The following is a 16,392-nucleotide window of genomic DNA, read 5'->3' on the forward strand; positions in this document are numbered from 1 at the left end:
CAAATGAGCACGACCCTGTTCACCCATCCCGCCGCCGAAGCGCATCTGATGCCGCCCGGACATCCCGAGCAGGTGGCGCGATATGCGGCCACGATGTCTGCGCTGGAGGGGCTTGATCTCGATCGCCGCGAGGCGCCCATGGCCGACGATGCCGACGTGTTGCGCTGTCATCCCGAACGCTACCTGCAGGGCCTGCGCGCGGCGCAGCCGGATGAGGGGCTGCGGGCTCTGGATGCCGATACGCATTTATCTCCGGGCAGCCTCGAAGCAGCGCTCAGATGCGTGGGCGGGGCCTGCGCAGCGGTCGATGCGGTGCTGGCCGGGGAGTCAAAGAATGCCTACATCGCCATGCGCCCGCCCGGCCACCATGCCGAACGCGAAACCCCGATGGGCTTTTGCTTTTTCGGCACCGCGGCCATCGCGGCGAAGCGGGCGCTGGATCACCACGGGCTGGAAAGGGTCGCCGTGCTGGATTTCGACGTGCATCACGGCAATGGTACGCAGGACCTGCTATGGGACGAGCCGCGCGTATTCTTTGCCTCGACACAGCAGATGCCGCTTTTTCCCGGCAGCGGCGCTGCGTCCGAGCGCGGGGCGCATGGCCAGATCATGAATGTCCCGCTGTCTCCGGGCTCGGATGGCGGCGAAGCGCGGGTGGCATGGGATGCGATCCTGAAACGCTGCCGGGAATTCGATCCACAACTGGTGATCATTTCGGCGGGATTCGATTCGCATCGCGACGATCCATTGGCGCAGCTTCAGTGGGACGAGTCGGATTTCGCGGCCATTACCCGCTCGATCTGCGACGTGGCGGCCGCGTGCAGCGCCCCGGTGGTATCCTGTCAGGAAGGTGGTTATGATCTGGCCGCTCTGGGGCGGTCGGTCCGTGCCCATGTCGAAGTGCTGATGGAGGCCGGAGAATGACCGAGATCGAAAAGCTGTCCTTCGAGGACGCCATGCGCGAGCTGGAAGCCACCGTCGGCAAGCTGGAAACCGGCGAGGCGACGCTGGAGGAATCCATCGCGCTCTATGAACGCGGGGCCGAGCTGCGCAAGCATTGCGAGAAACGCCTGCGCGAAGCCGAGGAACGGGTCGAGAAGATCACGCTTTCCTCGAATGGCCAGCCGACCGGGACGGAACCGGTCGAGGGCCAGTGATGCAAGCCAGGTTCGACGAGGTGAAGGCGCAGCTTCAGGCGGCGCTGGATGCGGCGATGGCCGATCTGCCCAAGGGCGAGCTGCGTGACGCGATGGCTTATGCCACCGTTGGCGGCAAGCGGATTCGCGCCTTTCTGGTGCTGGAATCCGCCCGGCTGCATGGCGTGCCGGACGAGGCGGCGCTGTGCGTTGCCACGGCGGTCGAGGCGCTGCACGCCTATAGCCTCATCCATGACGATCTACCCGCGATGGATGACGACGATCTGCGCCGGGGCATGCCCACCTGCCATGTGCAATGGTCCGAAGCGACCGCGATCCTGGCCGGGGACGCGTTGCAAACGCTGGCCTTCCGGCTGCTGACCGACGAGGCCATCGGCGATGCCGAGGCACGTCTGCGCCTGATCCGGGCCTTTTCCGATGCCGTGGGCGCGAAGGGCATGGTCTGGGGGCAGGCCCTAGATATCGCCGCCGAATCCGCAATGGAGCCGCTGGACCTGAAGGCGGTGAAACGCCTGCAAGGCGCCAAGACCGGCGCCTTGATCCGCTTTGCCGCGACGGCCGGACCGCTGATGACCGGCGACGATCCGCAGCCGCTCGAAGAATATGCCCGCGCCCTTGGATTGGCCTTCCAGATCGCCGATGACATCCTCGATGTGACCGGTGACGAGGATGTGACCGGCAAGCGCGTCGGCAAGGACAACGCCGCCGGAAAGGCGACTTTCCTGTCATTACTGGGGCTGGAAGGGGCCAAGGCCGAGGCAAGGCGCTATGTGACCGTGGCCGAGGCAGCGCTGGAACCCTATGGCGAGGCGGCGGAAAACTTGCGTGAGCTGGCTCGCTTCGTTATCGAACGCGATACTTGAACGCCGTGCCGGAGCGCCAGCCATGACCGATCGTCCGCAGACTACGGTCCTTGACAGGATCAACCTGCCCTCGGACCTCAAATCCCTGACCGACCGGGAACTGTTCCGGCTTGCCGATGAGCTGCGGACCGAAACGATCAGCGCCGTTAGCGTGACCGGCGGCCACCTTGGCGCGGGGCTGGGCGTGGTCGAACTGACCGTGGCGCTGCATGCCGTGTTCGACACGCCGCGCGACAAGATCATCTGGGATGTCGGCCATCAATGCTACCCGCACAAGATTCTGACCGGGCGGCGCGACCGCATCCGCACCCTGCGCATGGGCGGCGGATTGGCCGGTTTCACCAAGCGCGCCGAAAGCCCCTATGACCCCTTCGGCGCCGGGCACAGCTCGACCTCGATCTCGGCGGCGCTCGGTTTCGCCACGGCCCGCGATCTGGGCGGCGATCCCGGCGACGCGGTGGCGGTGATCGGCGATGGCGCGATGAGCGCGGGCATGGCCTACGAGGCGTTGAACAATGCTGGCGGCTTGGGCAAGCGGCTTTTCGTGATCCTGAACGATAACGAGATGTCGATCGCGCCGCCTGTCGGCGCGATGTCCTCCTACCTGACCCGTCTTTATACGGGCGGCCCGTTCCAGGAACTCAAGGCCGCCGCCAAGGGCGCGGTCGGTTTCCTGCCCGAACCGCTGCAAGAGGGCGCCCGCCGCGCCAAGGAAATGCTCAAGGGCATGGCCGTCGGCGGCACCCTGTTCGAGGAACTGGGCTTTTCCTATATCGGCCCGGTGGACGGCCATGACCTGGAACAGTTGCTGCCGCTTCTGCGCACCGTCAAATCGCGCGCGACCGGCCCGGTGCTGATCCACACCGTGACAAGGAAGGGCAAAGGCTACGCACCGGCCGAAACCGCCGCCGACCGGGGCCATGCGACCGGCAAGTTCGACCTTGTGACCGGGGTTCAGGCCAAGGCCAAGCCGAATGCACCCAGCTATACCTCGATCTTCGCGCGCGCTTTGATCGACGAGGCCAGCCGCGACGACAGGATCGTGGGCATCACGGCGGCCATGCCCGACGGCACCGGGCTCAAGAAATTCGCCGAAAGCTACCCGCGCCGCAGTTTCGATGTCGGCATCGCCGAGCAGCATGCCGTGACTTTCGCCGCCGGGCTGGCGGCGGGCGGGATGAAACCTTTCTGCGCCATCTATTCGACCTTCCTGCAGCGCGGTTACGACCAAGTCGTGCATGACGTGGCGGTGCAGGGGCTGCCGGTGCGCTTCGCCATCGACCGGGCGGGGCTGGTGGGGCAGGACGGACCGACCCATGCGGGGGCCTATGACATCGCCTACCTGTCCAACCTGCCGGGCTTCGTGGTCATGGCCGCCGCCGACGAGGCGGAACTGATGCATATGGTCGCCACCGCCGCCGCTCACGATACCGGCCCCATCGCCTTCCGCTTCCCGCGCGGCGAGGGCACCGGGGTCGATCTGCCGGATCATGGCGAGGTGCTCGAAATCGGCAAGGGCCGGATCGTCGCCGAGGGGAAAGGCACCGCGATCCTGTCTTTCGGCACCCGCCTGTCCGAAGTGACGAAGGCCTGCGAGGCCCTGCGTTCGAGGGGCATTACCCCGACCGTCGCCGATGCCCGTTTCGCCAAGCCGCTGGACCGCGATCTGATCCTGCGCCTCGCGGCGGAACATGATGCGCTGATCACCATCGAAGAAGGCGCAGTGGGCGGTTTCGGCAGCCATGTCGCGCAGCTTCTGGCCGAAGAAGGCGTCTTCGATCACGGGTTGAAATTCCGCTCGATGGTGCTGCCCGACCGCTTTGTCGATCACGATGCACCCTTCGCGATGTATGACACATCGGCCCTGAACGCGTCACATATCGAGGCCAAGGTGCTCGACGTGCTGGGCGTTGAAACCCTGCAGGGGCACCGCGCCGAAAACAGCTGAAACAGGGCTGCGGGCACTTTGGCTCTGGCTGGAATGCTCATATGCCGGGCGGCTCTCCCGACCCCGCCCCTTCTTCTTCATACAAATATCCCCGGGGGGACCGGGGGGCAGGCAGCCCCCCGGCCATCGCGGGACGCAATGGACACTGTCCCCCGGAAGCGCTCAACGCCTGCTATTGATAGCTGCGCACCAGCGCCCCTGCGATCATGGCCCATCCATCGACGGTCACGAAGAAGGCCAGCTTGAACGGCAGCGCCACGACCACCGGGGGCACCATCATCATGCCCATCGACATCAGCACCGCCGCAACCACGAGGTCGATGATGAGGAAGGGCAGGGCGATCAGGAAGCCGATCTCGAATGCCCGCTGCAATTCGGACAGCATGAAGGAGGGGATCAGCACCGACAGGCGGTCGGGCGGACCATCCGCGCCCGGCGCGATTTCGGCCAACCGGTGCAGCGTATCGGGATCGGTGCGATTGGCCATGAACCTCTCGAACGGAACGATTCCGCGCTGGAACGCCTCGGCCAGTCCGATCCTGCCCTCATGCAGAGGGGCGCCCGCGACCTGCCATGCCTCGCGCAGCACCGGGTCCATGATGAACCATGTCAGGAACATCGACAGCGCGATGATCAGCATGTTGGGCGGAGATTGCTGCAGCCCCAGTGACTGGCGCAGGATCGACATGACCGTGACGATAAAGGGAAAGCAGGTCACGGTGATCAGGATGCCGGGCGCCAGCGACAGCACCGTCAGCGCCAGCATGATCAGCACCGAATTCTGGCCCAGGCTGCCCGCCGCCTGCTGCAAGGAATCCTGCGCCAACGCGGCTGATGGCAGCATCAGCGCCGGCAGCAGGAGCCATGACCATCTCACGTCTCCTCCGTCGCGCCGGTGATCCGGACGCAGAGCCGGTCCTCGGGCGAGCCGTCGCCGGTCAACTCTCCGCGGGCAATAACCCTTTCGCCAACGCAGATCTCGACCCCGTCATCGATGCTCTGGTCCAGCACCAGCACATCCTCGGGTTTCAGCGCCGAAAGCTGCGCGACGGTCTGACGGGTATGTCCCAGCCTGATGCTGACCTCCAGCTGGATATTGTCGGTGTCGATGAGATGTTTCAGTTCGTCCATGCCGCCATGTCCTCCTTGATTTCGTCGATCAGTTCGCGGATCTGCCGCGCGATTTTTTGCTGCGAGAACTCGATGCTGCCGCCTGAAAGCGACAGGGAGATGCGATCGCAATCCGTCACCTCGGCCTCGATCCCCGTCATTCCGCTTTGGCCGATGCAGTTTTCGACCATCTCCCGCAGCTTTTCACTGCACGAGATATGCGCCCGGACAGGGGGTGTCGCGCGGGCCAGCCGCTCCAGTTCCCCGGTCAAGGCCCGCTCCAGTCGCTGCGAGGCGACCGAGGGGGCGAGGGCATCGACAATCTCGGGTATAAGCGGAAACAAGGCGGCCACGGCCTCGTTGCGCAGCTTGATACGTCGCTCGTCGTCGTCGGACAGGGCCCGGGCCAGTAGGTCCAGAGCGGAGCGCAATTGCTCTATCTCTTCGCTCTCGCGCTGCGCACGGCCCTCTGCCCGCCCATCGGCCCATGCGCGGTCCAACTCGTCCTGGCTATAGGTGACCGCTGCCGGGCATTGCCTGGCCGGGGAGAAGGATTCCAGTTTGATCGCGGCATTGGCCATCAGCTGCTCTCCCGGTTCTCGATCCAGCCCGACAGGATCTTGATGCTCTCTTCCTGCCGCTCGCACATCATGCTGCGCAGGCGGGCAACGGGGTCGGCGGGAGGCAGGGCAAGCTGGTCTCCGGCCGGTTCCAGCGGGTCCAGTTGCATCGGGATGGCACCGGTGAAGCTTTGCGGATCGAACGGTTCGTCGTCATCGCCGTTCCCGAACATGGCGGGAAGCGGATCGTTTGCGGGCCCGCTGTCATCCAGAAGCGGAGTCGGCGCAGCCGGGGATGCGCGACGGGCCGCGCGCAGCAGCACCAGGATGATCGCCAGTGCAAAGAAGCCGAACAGGACGATGCGCGCCAGGTCGTTCAGCCGTAGCCGATCGAGGAAGCCCGGCTGCGCCAGCGTGCCATTCTGCGCCAGATCGGCGAAAGGCAGGGATTTGACGGTGACGATATCGCCCCGCGCCTCGTCGAAGCCAACCGTCGAGGCGACGAGTTCCTGCAAGACCTGCAACTCGCTATCCGGGCGCGGGACGATCTGCGGATCGCCTTGCGCATCCTCACGCACCACCCCGTTCACCAGGACCGCGACCGATAGCCGGCGGATGGCGCCGGGCTGCCGCGAAATCTCGCGCGTGACGGTGCTGATCTCGTAATTCGCCTGCTGACGGTTCTCGGACCGTTGTGACTGCGTGCTGTCGCCTTCGGCCTCCCCGGTATCCGGCAGGTTCGAGGCGGCGGTGACGGCGCCCTTGCCGGTCGAGTTGCTCTGGTCCGAGGTCTCTTCGGTGACCTGGCTGATCAGGGCGCGCTGATCGGGGTCGATGCGCTGTTCGACCAGTTGCTCGGTCTCGGTCACGACATCCAGGTTCAGTTCGACGATGGCATTGCCGGTGCCGACATGGGATTCGAGGATGCGCTCGACATTGCGTTTCATCTCGGACGCGCGTTCCATGCCCGCCCGGTCCTCGCCCGTGTTCACGATGCCATGGCGCGTATCGATCACGGTGACATTCTCGGCCCGCATGTCCGGCACGGCGGAGGAAACCAGGTATTCCAGCGCCGCGGCCTGTTCGCGGGTGACCGGTGATCCGTTGGTGGTCAAGGTGACCGAGGCGCTGCCATCGACATCGCGCCGGTAACCTCGGCCTTGTTCAATCCCCAGATGCACGCGTGCCGTTTTCACGTTCGGCATGGCAAGGATGGTCCGGGCCAGCTCGCCTTCCTTTGCGCGCCAATAGGCGGCATCGAACATCTGGGCGGTGGTGCCGAATCCCGACATGCCGTCGAGAAGCTCGTATCCTGCCCCGCCCGCCGTGGGCAGACCCTTCGCGGCCAGTTCCACCCGCAGCCGGTCGCGCTGCGCTGAATCCACCCAGATGGAATTGCCGCGCAGTTCATGGGCGATGCCGGTCTGCTCGATCCCTGCAATGACCTCTCCGGCCTGCGCCGGGTCGAGCCCACCGTATAGCAGGGCCATGTCGGTTCGGTTCGCCATCCAGCCGATCGACGCGATCGCCGCGAATGCGGTCAGGAACGCGGCAACGAGAATGGCTTTCTGCTGAGAGCTTCGCTCTGTCCAGTAGTCCTGCAATTTTTGCAAAACCAATTCCTTCGAATCATCTGTTGCTGTCGATGCCCTTCTTGGCACCGGCCCGATTAAGAATTGGTTAGTCGCACGCTGTTAGTTCCGTTTCAGGACGACGGAGAATCACCATGAGCGACGATGCGGCATCCCAACCGGGGAAGCCCAAGAAAAAGCTGAAGAAACTTGTCATTCCGCTGATTGCGGCCATCCTTGGAGGCGCGGGATTCTGCACCACTTACCTTGGTTTGTTGCCCTTTCCCTCGCATGAGGAAAAGGCCGGGAGCGACATGCTGGCGGTCGAGTTCGTCGATATACCGACGATAGAGCTTCCGGTTCCGGGAAACCGCCGCCGCACGGTCATCCTGTCCGCGATGATAGAGACCGATCAGGCGCATCGCGCCGAGATCGAGCATCTGATGCCGCGCGTTCAGGACGCGTTTACCGGCTTTCTGTCGGGTGTCGACGAGACTGCCTATGACAAGCGCGGAGTGCTCGAGATCATCAGGGCCGAGCTCGTGACCCGGACCCGCTATGTCCTCGGGGAAGAACCGGTGAAGGATTTGCTGATCACGGAGTTTCGAATCAAATGAATGCCGGGGTCATTTTGCAACTCTTGCTGATCGTGGCCTCGGGCGGTCTGGCGGTGTTCTGCGTCGCGCTGGCGCGCAGGCTGCGGCGGCTGAACGATCTGGAGAACGGCCTGGGCGGTGCCATCGCGGTCATGGTGGCCGAAGTGGACCGGCTTGAACAAGCGATCCGAAACGCCCGCGCAGAGGCGGCATCGGCCAGCGATTCCCTGGCCGAGCAGATCGACCTGGCGCGGAAAGAGCGCGCGCTGTGGGACCTGCACCAGACGATGGGCGAGGCGGTGAATTTCGCCCCCCGCTCCAATGCGCGGACATCGCGCCGTCTGCGCAAGCGCGTGCCGGAGACAGCCGATGCGTAACCGGATGCTGTCGATTCTGGCGCTGGTTTTCAGCCTGCCCGCTGTTGGGCTCATCTGGGAATTCCAGAGTTACCGCCTGACCGATCCCTTCGCTGCATTCGCCGAGCCGGCAGGGCTGATGCGCGGCTGCACGGATATCCCCGAGGCAGTTGCACTGGCCGATACCTTGCAAACCCGTGCCCTGCGGATCGAACGCTATATGGAAAGCCTCGACGCCAAGAAGGCAGAGATCGCCAAGGCTGAGGCCGCACTGCGCGAACGGGTGGCGGAACTGAAGTCGCAAAAAGCGGGGCTTCAATCCGGTCGGGATGGCGCGACGCAGGCCGTGCGGAACGATATCGACCGGCTGATCGCGCTTTATGACCAGATGAAACCAGCCGAGGCCGCGGCGATCCTGACCAATCTTCCCTCTGATTTCGCGGCAGAAATACTGATGCGGGTCAATCCGGAAACCGGCGCGCGGATCATCGCCGCGGTAGAGCCCCGGCAGGCCGCGCTCTTAACTGCAGAAATGGGCGCGCGAAGCGTCCGGAAACGATAAGGAGCGCCCCGCATGTTCGGGATAATCGGTATGGTTGTCACCACGGCAATGGTCTTCGGCGGCTATCTTCTCGCCGGGGGGCATATGCATGTGATCCTGCATTCCCTGCCTTTCGAAATGATGATGATCATGGGCGCGGCGGTGGGGGCTTACCTGCTCTCGAACGACGCCCATACGCTCAAGGGGACCGTTGGCGGAATCGTCCGCGCCTTCAAGGGCCCGAAATGGACCAACCAGGATCATCAGGATGTGCTGTGCCTGCTGTTTCAATTGCTGCGCATCGCGCGCGACAACCCGGTCGGGCTGGAGGCGCATATCGAGAATCCGGATGAATCGGCGATCTTCTCGGCCTATCCGCGCCTGTTGGCGGATCGTCAGATCGTCTCGCTGATTGCCGACACGCTGCGTTCGGCCAGCCTGAATTACGATGATCCCTACCAGGTCGAGGATATCATCTCGCGCCGCATCACAAGCATGCGCGAGGAAGCGATGCATGTTCCGCATGCCTTGCAGAGCACGGCCGATGCCTTGCCCGCGCTTGGCATCGTTGCCGCCGTCCTTGGCGTGATCAAGACCATGAGCTCGATCGATCAGCCACCTGCAGTGCTGGGGCAACTGATCGGAGGGGCCTTGGTCGGAACCTTTCTCGGCGTCTTCCTGGCCTATGGCTTCGTCGCGCCCCTGGCAAATCGTCTCGAGGCGGTCGTCAAGCAGGACATGGGGTTCTACGACGTCATTAAATCTGTCCTTGTCGCGGGGCTGCATCAGCATGCAACGAATCTCTGCGTCGAGGTCGGCAGGCAGGCGGTTCCCGAACATGTCCGGCCCAGCTTCGACGGGCTTGAAACCGCGCTGCGCGAACTGAAAAAGGCGGGATGATGCTGATCCCGGCGCTATTGACCGTTGCGGCCACCGCATTGCCGGATGCTTCCGAGACCTCGCCCGAGGCTTCGGCATTCATGGAAGAGGCGTCGGCCTGGCTGCTGGAGGGAACGGGGCTTCCGCGGGATTACCGGTCGCTGCTGCAACAGATGGACCCGGCGGATCGCCTGCAGGCCATCGTCTTCCTGCGGCGCTCCGGCCTGTTGAGCGGCGATATCTGGGCGCTGGAGGACGTTCTGCGCCCGGCCCTCCCTCCGGCCCTGGACGAGGCACCTGAATGAAACCCGTCGGCGCCATTTCCTCGCGGGCGGCATTCATTCCCGACGCCCAGCTTCTGGTGACCGGCGGGCTGGTGCTGATCGTCATCTCGCTGGTGATCCCGCTGCCGCCCGGCCTGCTCGATTTCGGCATCGCCCTGTCCATCGCCACCGCGACGCTGGTTCTGGTGATGGCCTCGCTGGTGGACAAGCCCGCCGATTTCCAGGCCTTTCCCGTGCTCTTGCTGGTGTCCCTGGTGATCCGCCTGTCGCTGAACGTGTCCTCGACGCGGCTGATCCTGACCGAGGGTCATACGGGCAAGAGTGCTGCCGGGCAGGTGATCAGCGGCTTCGCGGATTTCGTGGCGGGTGGTTCGCTGCTGGTCGGGCTGACCATCTTCGCGGTGATCTCGGTGGTCAATTTCATGGTCATCACCAAGGGCTCCGGGCGGATGGCCGAGGTCGCGGCGCGTTTCGCGCTGGATTCGCTGCCGGGTAAGCAACTGGCCATCGATGGCGATTTGAACGCCGGTGCCATCACCCATGAAGAGGCAAAACAGCGCCGGATCCTCGAGCAGCGCGAGATCAGCTTTTTCGGCTCGCTCGATGGCGCCTCAAAATTTGTCAAGGGCGACGCGATTGCGGGTATCGTTATCACCCTGATCAACCTGCTGATCGGCCTCAGCGTGGGCGTCGCGGTGCATGGCATGCCGATTGGCGAGGCGCTGGCGAGCTATTCGCATCTGACCATCGGCGACGGCCTTGTCAGCCAGATCCCGGCCCTCGTCACCTCGATGGCCGCTGCATTGCTCTTGTCGCGGGGCGGGGCGACGGACACCACGGCGCAGCTTGTCTCCCGGCAGGTCCTGTCCGGCTGGCAGGCCATCGCCGTCGTGGCAGCGGCAATGGCACTGATGTCATTCGTTCCCGGTATGCCACGCGGATTGTTCCTTGCACTGGCGTTGGTCATGGGGGCGGGGGCCTGGCTGTTGGCGCGTCGTCTGGCGCGGGCCGAGGAATTGCCGCCCGAGCCTGTCGATATTCCAGCCGAGCGTCCGGCGGAACGGATCGGCGACATCCTGGACACCGATGAGATCATGGTCGAGATCGGGACGGATCTGGTCACCGCCGCATTGGACGAGGCGCGCGGGCTGGGCAGCAGGATCTCTAACCTGCGCATCCATGTCGCGCGCAGCTTTGGCGTGATCCTGCCGGATGTCCGCATCACCGACACGGATGAATTGCTTCCCGGCGATTACCGGATTCGCATTCAGGGCGTGATCCGGGGACGCGGCAGCCTGCGCGTCAGGGAGGTGCTGGCGCTCGGCCCGGATGAATTGCTGCAGGAGCTGGGCGGTATCGCGGTGCAAGAGCCGGTCTATTCCAGTCCCGCCCGCTGGATCTCGACCGAGGATCAGGACAATGCCGCAACGATGGGGGCGACGGTGGTCAGCCCGATGGAAGTCCTGTCCACCCATCTGATGGAGGCGGTGAGGGCGAACCTGCCCGCATTGCTGACCCTGACCGCCTTGCAGCGCCAGGTCGACGAGTTGAAATCCCTGTCCGATCCGGCGCGGGCCGAACGCTATGGCCGCTATTTCGAAAGCATCATCCCCGACAAGGTGACGCCCGAAACAATTCTGGCGATCCTGCGTGCGTTGCTCGAGGAACAGATCTCGATCCGCAACCTGCCGATGATCGTCGATGCGATCTGCGAGTTCCGCGCCATCGAGTCGGTCGAGACCATCTACGAGCTGGTGCGCAAGCGCCTGCGCGGCCAGATCACCCAGCAATATGCCGATGAAACGGGCCGGATCGAGGCCCTGCAACTGCATCCGTCATGGGAGGCCGAATTCGTCAGATCCGATGGCGAGACGGGCCGCGTGGGCGGAGGAGCCATCACCCCCGCCCTGTCCGGCAGGCTGATGACGGCGGTGCGCAAGGCGCAGGCCGGGGTGTTTTCGTCTCGCGCGGTCATCCTTGCGCCCGATCACCGGCGCAGGACGATCCGTGCCGTTCTGACCTCGAACGGGATCGCGATGCCGGTCATCGGCCTGGAAGAGGTCGACAGCTCTGCCGAGTTGCAACTGGTGGGTACGATAGAGGCGGCGTGATGTGGGATCAGCTCACAACGCTGCTTCCGGGGCTCAGTTGGGCGATGGTGCTGGTCTATGCGCGGGTTCAGGCCACGATCCTGATCCTGCCCGCCCTGGGCGAGCGCAACATCCCGGCGCGGGTGCGGGTCGCTGTCGCCATGGCGGTGACTCCGTTGCTGGCGGCCATCGTTCCGGCCGTCCCCATCCCGCAGACCCCGCTGGAGATCGCCGCGCAGATCGCGGCAGAGATGGCGATAGGTTTTGCCAGCGGGGCCTTGCTGCGTATCCTTGCAGGTGCGATCGATATCGCCACGACGGCCATCGCCGCGACGGCCTCGCTGTCGCAGATCGTCGGTGTTCCCAACGAGGCGGCGCCGCATCCTCTTGGAAACCTGCTGCATCTGGGTGGGATCGCGATCCTGATGGCGATGGGCCTGCCGATCATGCTGCTGCGCTTCATCGCCGACGGGCTGACGCTCTGGCCACCCGCGGGATGGCCCGATGCCGCGATGCTTGCCCATGAGGCGATCCGGATATTCGCCCGCGGCTTCGGCCTGGCGCTGGTCCTTGCCGCGCCGTTCACGCTTGGCGGTTTCATGTTCCAGGCGCTTTCCGGCGTGATCAACCGGGTCATGCCTGCCCTGCCGGTGGTCTTCATCGGCTCGCCCGCCTCCATCCTTCTGGCGCTGGCCGGGGCAGCCTTGCTGGGCCCCTTGCTGGTGGACCTATGGGCCAACGCGGTGCTTGACTACAGCTTGCCGGATCCCGGATGAGCGAAGACAAGAAAGACGACAAGCCGTTCGAGCCAAGCGAGCGAAAGCTGCAAAAGGCCCGCGAGGATGGCGACGTTCCCCGCTCGACCGAGGTGAACGTGCTGGCCATGTATATCGGATCATGGCTGGTCCTTGCGGTCGGTGCGGGTTTTGCCGTGACGCAATGGATGGCGATGGCCGCGCGCGGGATGGGTGCCGAGGACTGGCCGGTGGGTTTCGCCTTTGCCCTGGCGTCGTCGCTTGGCCGGTATGCCGGGCTCGCGCTTTTCGGTTTGCTGCTGGTGCCGGTCGCGGCGATCCTGCTGGCGCTGATCGCGCAGCGCGGGCTGGTCTTCTCTGCCAAGAAGCTTGCCTTCGATCCCAAGCGCCTGAACCCGGTCAAGAATGCCGCGCAGAAATTCGGCGGGTCGGGATTGGTGACCTTCGGCATCTCGCTGCTCAAGGCCATGCTGATCTGTCTGGGCGGCTGGTACCTGTTCGCCTCGCTTCTCGATCGGCTCGCCTCCAGCGCCTTGGGTGCGGATGCGCAATGGATTGCCTGGCTGGGGGAGTTGCTGGGAAAGGTGCTGATGATGGCCATCGCCATATCGGCGGTTTTCGCGGTGATCGATTTGCTCTGGAAACGGCAGGAACATCTGCGCAAGCATCGCATGACCCGCAAGGAGGTCGATGACGAGCAGAAGGATTCCGAGGGCGACCCGCATCTCAAGGCCGCGCGCCGCCAGCGGGCGGTCGATATCGCGATGAAACAGATGCTGGCCGATGTCGCCCGCGCCGATGTCGTCATCGTCAACCCGACCCATTACGCCGTGGCATTGGAATGGAAGCGCGGCAGCGGTCGGGCGCCGGTCTGCCTGGCCAAGGGAACCGATGACGTGGCCGCCCGCATCCGCGACCGGGCGCGCGAACACAAGGTGCCGGTCTATTCCGATCCGCCCTGCGCGCGTGCGCTGCATGCCACCGTCCAGATCGGGGAAGAGATCCGGCGCGAGAATTTCGCGGCGGTCGCCATCGCCATCCGCTTTGCCGAAAATATGCGCAAGAAGGCGCGCGAGGGATGGTGAAGGATGCCGGGAAACTCGCCGCGCTCGAACGGATCGCCCGCCTGAAGGCAGAGCGTGAGCTGCGCAAATTCGCGGCCTTCAACCAGCATATGATGGCAGCGCGGCAGCGGGTCGAACAGTTGCAGGGCGTGCTCGAGCAAAGCTACCGCCACCATGCGCCGCTCAGCCTGCCCGAGGCACGGATGGCGAATGCGCAGGCCGGCCGCGCGGCACGGGAATTGCGCGTCGCGGATCGCGAACTGGAACGCCTGACACCCCGTTTCGAGAAGGCGCGGCGCGAGGCCGCCCGTGAATTCGGCCGGGCAGAGGTATTGCGGGAACTGGCGCAGGCGAAACTGCGCGGCAGGCAGGAGTGACCGGCCCCGGATCGGACGGGGCCGGGCGCGGGATCAGACCCAGGGGCGGGCCTGTTCCATCTGGGCCTCGAAGCTGCCGATGCTTTCGGCCTTTTCCATGGTCAGCCCGATATCGTCCAGCCCGTTCAACAGGCAATGCTTGCGGAAGGGATCGATCTCGAAGCCGAAGCTCTGGCCGTCCGAGGTGCTGACCGTCTGGTTCTCCAGATCGACGATCATCCGGGCATTGGCGCCCTTGCGCGCGTCATCCATCAGCGCGTCCACCGCGTCCTGCGGCAGGGCGATCGGCAGGATGCCGTTCTTGAAGCAGTTGTTGAAGAAGATATCGGCGAAGCTGGTCGAGATCACGCAACGGATGCCGAAATCCAGCAATGCCCAGGGCGCATGCTCGCGCGAAGAGCCGCAGCCGAAATTTTCCCCGGCGACAAGGATCTCTGCGTCCCGGTAGGCGGGCTGGTTCAACACGAATTCCGGCAGTTCGTTGCCGTCGCGATCATAGCGCATCTCGTCGAACAGGTTCACGCCCAGTCCGGTGCGCTTGATGGTTTTCAGGAACTGCTTGGGGATAATCATATCGGTGTCGATATTGACCAGCGGCATGGGCGCCGCGATCCCGGTCAGGGTGGTGAATTTATCCATGATCGGGTTCTCCTCAGACGGTTTCGGACGTGAATTCGCGGATATCGACCAGATGGCCCGTCACCCCGGCCGCCGCCGCCATGGCTGGCGACATCAGATGGGTTCGGCCCTTGTAGCCCTGCCGCCCCTCGAAATTGCGGTTCGAGGTGGCGGCGCAGCGTTCCTGCGGTGCAAGCTGGTCCGGGTTCATGCCCAGGCACATCGAGCATCCGGCCAGCCGCCATTCGAATCCTGCGTCCTTGAAGATCTGGTCCAGCCCTTCCTCCTCGGCCTGCGCCCTCACGAGCCCCGAGCCGGGGACGACCATCCCGCGCACACCATCGGCCAGCTTGCGCCCGCGCAGCACATCGGCGGCCGCGCGCAAATCCTCGATCCGGCCATTGGTGCAGGAACCGATGAAGACCGCGTCAATGGCGATATCGGTCAGCTTCGTCCCGGCGGTCAGCCCCATGTAATCCAGCGCCCGCTTCGCCGCATCGACCTTGCCGCCCGAGAAATCCTCGGGGGAGGGGACATGCGCGGTGATCGGCAGCGCATCCTCGGGGCTGGTGCCCCAGGTCACAGTCGGTGCGATATCCTCGCCCCGCAGCGTGATGACCTTGTCCCAATGCGCCTCGTCATCGGAATGCAGCGTCTTCCACCATGCCAGCGCGGCTTCCCATTGGGCGCCCTTGGGGGCATGAGCCCGGCCCCTGACATATTCGAAGGTGGTCTCGTCCGGCGCGATCAGCCCGGCCCGGGCGCCGCCCTCGATGGCCATGTTGCAGATCGTCATGCGGCCTTCCATCGACAGGTTGCGGATCGCCTCGCCGCAATATTCGATGACATGGCCGGTGCCGCCCGCCGTGCCGGTCTTGCCGATGATCGCCAGCACCACGTCCTTGGCGGTGACGCCGGGGGCGAGACGGCCGGTGATCTCGACCTTCATGTTCTTCGACTTCGACTGGATCAGCGTCTGCGTGGCCAGCACATGCTCGACCTCGGAGGTGCCGATGCCATGGGCGAGCGCGCCGAATGCGCCATGCGTTGCGGTGTGGCTGTCGCCGCAGACCACAGTCATGCCGGGCAGGGTCCAGCCCTGCTCGGGTCCGACGATATGCACGATGCCCTGCCGGACATCGTTGACCGGATAGTAATGCACGCCGAACTCACGGGCATTCCTGTCCAGCGCATCGACCTGGATACGGGATTCCTCGTTGTCGATGCCGTTCTGGCGGTCCAGCGTCGTGGGCACGTTGTGATCGGGCACGGCGATGGTGCGTTCGGGGGCGCGGACCGTGCGGCCCGTCAAGCGCAGCCCCTCGAAGGCCTGCGGGCTGGTCACCTCGTGGACCAGGTGGCGGTCGATATAGAGCAGGCAGGTGCCGTCCTCGGAACGATCGACGACATGGGCGTCCCAGATCTTGTCATACAATGTCCGCGGGGCGGTTTCGGGAATCGTCATGGCTCTTGGCTTTCGGCTGTGATGCGATTGATGTGTGGATCGGGCAGGGGCGACGCAAGGCCGCGGCCCATCAGCCGCGCGCCGTCACGCAGAGCGTTTCACCGTAGAACCGCGAAGGCAATCGCGCGCGGTCATGGATATCGAAATAGATGAATCCG

At 64.6% G+C, this 16,392-nt stretch carries 19 protein-coding genes; 13 read left to right on the forward strand and 6 right to left on the reverse strand.

Annotation, left to right across the window (positions count from 1 at the left end; all coding sequences use genetic code 11):
• Nucleotides 1-3: 3 nt before the first annotated feature.
• Genes JHX88_RS06660 through dxs form a run of 4 tightly spaced genes read left to right on the forward strand, consistent with a single transcriptional unit; the run spans nucleotide 4 to nucleotide 3,968 of the window.
• Nucleotides 4-924 (forward strand): histone deacetylase family protein, encoded by a 921-nt coding sequence (locus JHX88_RS06660; protein ID WP_076527215.1) that lies wholly within the window; start codon nucleotides 4-6, stop codon nucleotides 922-924.
• Complete coding sequence (locus JHX88_RS06665; RefSeq protein ID WP_076527214.1) at nucleotides 921-1,157, forward strand: exodeoxyribonuclease VII small subunit; 237 nt, start codon at nucleotides 921-923, stop codon at nucleotides 1,155-1,157. Before JHX88_RS06660 ends, JHX88_RS06665 begins: the two co-directional genes overlap by 4 nt.
• Nucleotides 1,157-2,020, forward strand: coding sequence for a polyprenyl synthetase family protein (locus JHX88_RS06670; protein WP_076527213.1), 864 nt, complete (start codon nucleotides 1,157-1,159; stop codon nucleotides 2,018-2,020). The genes JHX88_RS06665 and JHX88_RS06670 overlap by 1 nt, the downstream gene beginning before the upstream one ends.
• A 22-nt stretch (nucleotides 2,021-2,042) precedes the next feature.
• Nucleotides 2,043-3,968, forward strand: a complete 1,926-nt coding sequence (dxs, locus tag JHX88_RS06675; protein WP_076527212.1) for a 1-deoxy-D-xylulose-5-phosphate synthase — start codon at nucleotides 2,043-2,045, stop codon at nucleotides 3,966-3,968.
• A 172-nt stretch (nucleotides 3,969-4,140) separates the two neighbouring features.
• Here dxs and fliP read toward each other — a convergent pair whose 3' ends face one another.
• From fliP to fliF, 4 genes are read right to left on the reverse strand one after another with little or no spacing between them, the layout of a single operon-like run.
• Nucleotides 4,141-4,812 carry a flagellar type III secretion system pore protein FliP gene (fliP, locus tag JHX88_RS06680; protein WP_076527260.1) on the reverse strand — a complete coding sequence of 224 codons (672 nt, stop codon included), beginning with the start codon at nucleotides 4,810-4,812 and terminating at the stop codon, nucleotides 4,141-4,143.
• 29 nt (nucleotides 4,813-4,841) lie between these two features.
• Nucleotides 4,842-5,099, reverse strand: a complete 258-nt coding sequence (locus JHX88_RS06685) for a FliM/FliN family flagellar motor switch protein (RefSeq protein ID WP_076527211.1) — start codon at nucleotides 5,097-5,099, stop codon at nucleotides 4,842-4,844.
• On the reverse strand, nucleotides 5,087-5,659 hold the full coding sequence (locus JHX88_RS06690) for a hypothetical protein (RefSeq protein ID WP_076527210.1): 573 nt from the start codon (nucleotides 5,657-5,659) through the stop codon (nucleotides 5,087-5,089). The genes JHX88_RS06685 and JHX88_RS06690 overlap by 13 nt, the downstream gene beginning before the upstream one ends.
• Nucleotides 5,659-7,251, reverse strand: coding sequence for a flagellar basal-body MS-ring/collar protein FliF (gene fliF, locus JHX88_RS06695; protein ID WP_076527209.1), 1,593 nt, complete (start codon nucleotides 7,249-7,251; stop codon nucleotides 5,659-5,661). The genes JHX88_RS06690 and fliF overlap by 1 nt, the downstream gene beginning before the upstream one ends.
• Before the next feature lie 113 nt (nucleotides 7,252-7,364).
• Here fliF and JHX88_RS06700 point away from each other — a divergent pair, with 113 nt between their 5' ends.
• Genes JHX88_RS06700 through JHX88_RS06740 form a run of 9 tightly spaced genes read left to right on the forward strand, consistent with a single transcriptional unit; the run spans nucleotide 7,365 to nucleotide 14,151 of the window.
• A complete protein-coding gene (locus tag JHX88_RS06700) occupies nucleotides 7,365-7,826 on the forward strand; it encodes a flagellar basal body-associated FliL family protein (protein WP_076527208.1) in 462 nt (153 codons plus the stop codon).
• Complete coding sequence (locus JHX88_RS06705) at nucleotides 7,823-8,182, forward strand: hypothetical protein (protein WP_076527207.1); 360 nt, start codon at nucleotides 7,823-7,825, stop codon at nucleotides 8,180-8,182. Before JHX88_RS06700 ends, JHX88_RS06705 begins: the two co-directional genes overlap by 4 nt.
• A complete protein-coding gene (locus JHX88_RS06710) occupies nucleotides 8,175-8,723 on the forward strand; it encodes a MotE family protein (protein WP_076527206.1) in 549 nt (182 codons plus the stop codon). The genes JHX88_RS06705 and JHX88_RS06710 overlap by 8 nt, the downstream gene beginning before the upstream one ends.
• 12 nt (nucleotides 8,724-8,735) lie before the next feature.
• Nucleotides 8,736-9,602, forward strand: a complete 867-nt coding sequence (gene motA, locus JHX88_RS06715; RefSeq protein WP_076527205.1) for a flagellar motor stator protein MotA — start codon at nucleotides 8,736-8,738, stop codon at nucleotides 9,600-9,602.
• Nucleotides 9,599-9,886: a hypothetical protein gene (locus tag JHX88_RS06720; protein WP_084203230.1), complete on the forward strand. Its 288-nt coding sequence runs from the start codon at nucleotides 9,599-9,601 to the stop codon at nucleotides 9,884-9,886. The genes motA and JHX88_RS06720 overlap by 4 nt, the downstream gene beginning before the upstream one ends.
• Nucleotides 9,883-11,976 (forward strand): flagellar biosynthesis protein FlhA, encoded by a 2,094-nt coding sequence (locus JHX88_RS06725; RefSeq protein ID WP_076527204.1) that lies wholly within the window; start codon nucleotides 9,883-9,885, stop codon nucleotides 11,974-11,976. The genes JHX88_RS06720 and JHX88_RS06725 overlap by 4 nt, the downstream gene beginning before the upstream one ends.
• Entirely contained in the window at nucleotides 11,976-12,731 is a 756-nt protein-coding gene (locus JHX88_RS06730) for a flagellar biosynthetic protein FliR (RefSeq protein ID WP_076527203.1), read from the forward strand. The genes JHX88_RS06725 and JHX88_RS06730 overlap by 1 nt, the downstream gene beginning before the upstream one ends.
• A complete protein-coding gene (flhB, locus tag JHX88_RS06735; RefSeq protein WP_076527202.1) occupies nucleotides 12,728-13,795 on the forward strand; it encodes a flagellar type III secretion system protein FlhB in 1,068 nt (355 codons plus the stop codon). The genes JHX88_RS06730 and flhB overlap by 4 nt, the downstream gene beginning before the upstream one ends.
• Complete coding sequence (locus JHX88_RS06740; protein ID WP_076527201.1) at nucleotides 13,789-14,151, forward strand: hypothetical protein; 363 nt, start codon at nucleotides 13,789-13,791, stop codon at nucleotides 14,149-14,151. The genes flhB and JHX88_RS06740 overlap by 7 nt, the downstream gene beginning before the upstream one ends.
• 33 nt (nucleotides 14,152-14,184) lie before the next feature.
• Here JHX88_RS06740 and leuD read toward each other — a convergent pair whose 3' ends face one another.
• Nucleotides 14,185-14,790, reverse strand: coding sequence for a 3-isopropylmalate dehydratase small subunit (leuD, locus tag JHX88_RS06745; protein WP_076527200.1), 606 nt, complete (start codon nucleotides 14,788-14,790; stop codon nucleotides 14,185-14,187).
• Nucleotides 14,791-14,803: 13 nt separating this feature from the next.
• Complete coding sequence (leuC, locus tag JHX88_RS06750) at nucleotides 14,804-16,234, reverse strand: 3-isopropylmalate dehydratase large subunit (RefSeq protein ID WP_076527199.1); 1,431 nt, start codon at nucleotides 16,232-16,234, stop codon at nucleotides 14,804-14,806.
• Nucleotides 16,235-16,392 lie beyond the last annotated feature (158 nt).

Source organism: Paracoccus saliphilus (genome assembly GCF_028553805.1).
Taxonomy (GTDB): Bacteria; Pseudomonadota; Alphaproteobacteria; order Rhodobacterales; family Rhodobacteraceae; genus Paracoccus; species Paracoccus saliphilus.